Genomic DNA, 4,213 nt, shown 5'->3' on the forward strand with positions numbered 1-4,213 from the left:
CTGGACAAATTCAGACATATCGGAAGCCAGCACGGGATCAACTACGCGGGTTATAGGAATGCCAGAAGGCAAGTCTTCATCTTCAAAGAGGAAATCAACACCTGCCCCAAAAGAAGCAATACATTGCAGTTGGGGGTATTGGGCCAGAACGCCATGGGGTGGTTTCCAAACCATTGCCATGGAAATGGAATCCGGGTCATGAGGTTCGTTATGAGTTACGATTTCCAGGGAGGGATCTGCCTTTAAGAGCGCTTCCTTCCAGGCCTGGGCCTTGTGATCGTTACGTATGATTACTATTGGCATTACATCTTCATTTTTATCAGGTTCATTCCATGTCAAGCAAGTCCAGTGCCCTGTTAAATCCTTCCATCAGCGGCCATTGACCTTCCCTGATTCCATTATATACAGTTGTGATTCGGGACTTAAACTCTGGAAGCAGTTCTTGCTGAGAAATATATTGGGTGGCCTCGGTAAAAGAATTTAGCATGCTTTTGTAAAAGGCTTGCGGAACACGCCTATCCCTGGCAAACAACTGGGCAGTCTCGAGATTGTACAACATGAGGTCGGCTACCAGGTAAGGGGCCATTCCTAGGGTACGGAACTGACGGATATATTTTTGAGCAACTGACCTCCTGGCTCTGGGGCGTTTTCGCCTTACCGGAAAGTACTCGTTGCTGATCTTGAACTTGGCCTCCTGAAGCAATTTATCCTCTTTGGGGTTGAAGGCAAAATCATAGAACTTTTTCACCTGGGGAAACCGTTCGTACAAGTCAATTACTTGCTCCTGCAGGGCCTCTCTAGGCAATTCGGAAAGGTATTTCTTTAACGCTCTTTTGCTCACAGGGCGAAGATACACATATCTGTGATGCCATGGATTCCCCTACTCAGACCAATAGCTGCCGGAAAAAATTCAGATTGGGATGCACTTTGATCCCTGCTTATAACTGTTTAATAAGTAAAGTTGATTCCTTTTGGAAAAACGATAATAAAAGTGTATAATGATAGCTTATAACTTTTTAATTCTTCTATATCAGTATGAGGCAACTAAAGATCGTCAAGCAGGTAACAAATCGCGAATCAAAATCACTGGACAAATACCTGCAAGACATCAGTAAGATTGAATTGATTACAGCAAGTGAAGAAGTTGAACTTGCACAACGCATACGCCAGGGGGACCAGGCGGCCCTGGAAAAACTCACCAACGCCAATTTACGGTTCGTCGTTTCCGTAGCCAAACAATACCAAAATCAAGGCCTGAAACTTCCTGACCTTATCAATGAAGGAAATGTAGGATTGGTAAAAGCTGCCAAGCGTTTTGATGAAACCCGAGGATTTAAGTTCATCTCGTATGCAGTCTGGTGGATCCGTCAATCCATTTTACAAGCCCTGGCCGAACAATCCCGTGTGGTGCGTTTGCCTTTGAACAAAATTGGTTCCATCAATAAAATTAAAAAGACCTTCTCCTATCTGGAGCAAGCGCATGAACGTCCGCCTTCCGCTGAGGAAATAGCACAGGAACTGGATATGACCCTGTCTGAAGTGAAACAGTCCCTTAAAAATTCGGGTCGACATATTTCCATGGATGCCCCGCTGAAGGAAGGGGAAGACGTAAACCTCTATGATGTCATGAATTCGGCAGAATCCCCCAGACCAGACAAAGGGCTCATGCAACAGTCGCTGAATACCGAGATCAACAGGGCTTTGGAGACCCTTTCACCCAGGGAAGCTGACGTGGTTAAACTGTATTATGGAATCGGGGATCAGCCTTCTATGACACTGGCTGAGATCGGGCAAACCTTCGACCTTACCCGCGAGCGAGTACGTCAGATTCGTGAAAAAGCCATCAGGAAACTGCGGCACAATTCACGTAGCAAGTTGCTGAAAAGTTATCTGGGATAAAACTTTCCTATCCCCCTTTTAAAAATAACAAAGCCCTGACATCATCAGGGCTTTGCTCATCCATTGGTACACTAATAAACACCTAAGAATAACTTAGTCTGTTGATATTGGAATCCATTAAAATTTCATTCAGATTTTCGATGAAATTAATGTAATCAGCATTGTCGTGGTTATGTTTTGCCATAGCCTTTGGGATTAAAAAAAGCTGGTTGGACTATAGATAGTCCAACTCAGCTAATTCATTTAAACTTAAAATTTCGTTCAATTCGCGGAGGAAATTCAAATACTCCTCCCCGTAGGTATCGTATAACATGATAAGTCTGGGTTTTGCTGTAATATGGAGAAATCTCCTATTACATAACTGAAACTTAGGCAACTTAGTATGTAACAACAAAAAATTGTGGTGTAAACAAGCTTTTTTGTGGTGTATCGGACAGTCTGGTAAACGGCCCTTTCAGAACCTTATCTCATACTGCATTCCAGCGGTCAGGGCCCAGAAATAGGTGTCTGGAACGGAAACAAATTCCTGACGGGTAACCCCCATATTTGCCCGGTACAGGTGGGCTTTATCCTTTGTCGTGAACTGATATTCTAATCTCAGTTGCTGGGAGGCCACAAAAAACAAGGTTTCAGCCAGAAGAACATTATTAGCGCTTAACTGCCTTAATTCAGGGGCATACCCTATTCCGAGGTTGATCCCCAGATAGTTTTCTTTGTGTTTAAAATAACGTCTGCCCAGCAGGTTGCCAGAAAATCCGGTTGTCTCCCCAACCGGCGTTATATACGGCCTGAACGAGAGGTAATAGTTTCCTCTGTACAAACCCACTGAACCGGTAACAATGGTGGTGGCCCCTGAGGAAAAGGCCAGGTAACGCATTCCTGCAGATACCTCCCATGATTTGGGCAGGTTCATGTATAGCTCTGCCCCTGCCCTGTGTTGGGGGTATATTACATCATCCGAGTAGCCGTAATTGAGGTATCCGTATAGTGTTTTGGAAAACCTTGGATAGAAGTCCAACTCATATTGCCAGCCGTTGGTGTTAAAGCGATTGCTGTAGTTGATCCTGGGGATCAGCTTCCCAAAGGAGGTCTCCCGGGTATAGGCAACAGAGGCATAGACCATGGGGTCATAGGTAACATCAAAAACATCAATGGCATTACCGACAGTCACTCTGTTTTTTGTTTTGTTTTCTTCGGTTTCCTTTGGAACTGTTCCGGCCATTTCACCAGATTGTTCCCCTTTTATTTGGTGTAGCACCTGCTGTTGGAGGCTGAGCAGTTCGGCATTCCCAGGTAGGTAGATCAGGGATTTGTTGACCAGGCCTAAAGCGATATGCGTATTATCTGCAAAGAGCTCGTTTCTAACCGCTGCCAGCCATACTTCCTTATATTCCTTTTCTCTGGATATTATACGGTTAAAATGTTTCCGAGCTTCGTTGTATCTGCCATCCCAGCTATAAGTTCGAGCGAGGAAATCCTCCACTTCTGTATACTCAGGGTATTTGGAAAGAATAAGGGTTAGGGTATCGCGGGCACCGGGATAATCTCCGGCAAAGGCCATGGTCCTGGCTGTAGAAAAAGACTTGTCCGGATCTCCGTTATAGGCAATATCCTGCGATAAAACACTGTATATTCCGAAACAAAATAATATCAATATTAAGCCCCTCACTTTCATAGGTCTGTTTCAATTTTAGAGATCATGGCTTTTGAGGATTGCCTTATTATACTTTCCTGCGCCTTTTCCTCCTGTAAAATGTCCTTAGCCCGTTTCAGTTTTACTTTGATCTCACTGGAATTAATATCGTGCAGTTTCAACTTTCGTTCAAGTAAAGGCACTTTGTAGTTTTGTCCGGACCAGAAATAGATATCCAGTAAGGCAGAATAGGCATCTTCATAAACAGGATATTTCTGCACAGCGCGCTCCAGAATCTCCATAGCGGTTTCGTACTCTCCTTCCCATCCGTAGATCCGTCCCATTAAGACCTCGGAATCCACATGACCGGGAACCTTGTTCAGTATGAAGCGACAAAGTAAGAGGGCGCGATCGGTATTGCCGTCAAGGGCGATGCGCCTGGCCGTCTGATAAGCGTCATCGTAATCATTTCCATTAAAAACAGAATTGATCCAGACCTGTTCTTCCTTGGTTGGGACCTTAAGGGTGCTGGCAAAAAGGCTATAGGATTCAGGCAGCAGTTTATTGTTTTTGGTGACATACTGGTTTATGGCGCGGAACTGATTTAGCCTTGATTTAATAGAGTCCTTTAAATCAGTGTCTTTTACAACCACAGGGCTAAGGTCTCCTTCAAGTTTATAC

4 protein-coding genes and 1 pseudogene are annotated in these 4,213 nt (G+C 44.4%); 1 reads left to right on the plus strand and 4 read right to left on the minus strand.

The features are described from left to right. Both AC4E7D_RS12255 and AC4E7D_RS12260 read right to left on the minus strand, forming a co-directional pair. Positions 1–303 (minus strand): annotated as a pseudogene (locus tag AC4E7D_RS12255) (glyoxylate/hydroxypyruvate reductase A); the annotation flags it as partial. 22 nt (positions 304–325) lie between these two features. Further along, on the minus strand, positions 326–841 hold the full coding sequence (locus AC4E7D_RS12260; protein ID WP_490174079.1) for a DUF6155 family protein: 516 nt from the start codon (positions 839–841) through the stop codon (positions 326–328). 194 nt (positions 842–1,035) lie between these two features. Here AC4E7D_RS12260 and AC4E7D_RS12265 point away from each other — a divergent pair, with 194 nt between their 5' ends. Further along, the gene (locus tag AC4E7D_RS12265) at positions 1,036–1,899 is read left to right on the plus strand and encodes a sigma-70 family RNA polymerase sigma factor (protein WP_490174080.1); all 864 of its coding nucleotides are present in this window, start codon (positions 1,036–1,038) and stop codon (positions 1,897–1,899) included. A gap of 454 nt (positions 1,900–2,353) precedes the next feature. Here AC4E7D_RS12265 and AC4E7D_RS12270 read toward each other — a convergent pair whose 3' ends face one another. Both AC4E7D_RS12270 and AC4E7D_RS12275 read right to left on the minus strand, forming a co-directional pair. Then, entirely contained in the window at positions 2,354–3,574 is a 1,221-nt protein-coding gene (locus tag AC4E7D_RS12270; RefSeq protein WP_490174081.1) for a YaiO family outer membrane beta-barrel protein, read from the minus strand. Then, positions 3,571–4,213: tetratricopeptide repeat protein (locus tag AC4E7D_RS12275; RefSeq protein ID WP_490174082.1), on the minus strand; the 643-nt coding region annotated here is incomplete at its 5' end. The genes AC4E7D_RS12270 and AC4E7D_RS12275, both read right to left, overlap by 4 nt.

Source organism: Lentiprolixibacter sp. (assembly GCF_982873095.1).

Coding starts and splice junctions, on each gene's coding strand:
- AC4E7D_RS12265 (WP_490174080.1), top strand. CDS start 1,036: ATGAGGCAACTAAAGATCGTCAAGCAGGTAACAAATCGCGAATCAAAA.
- AC4E7D_RS12270 (WP_490174081.1), bottom strand. CDS start 3,574: ATGAAAGTGAGGGGCTTAATATTGATATTATTTTGTTTCGGAATATAC.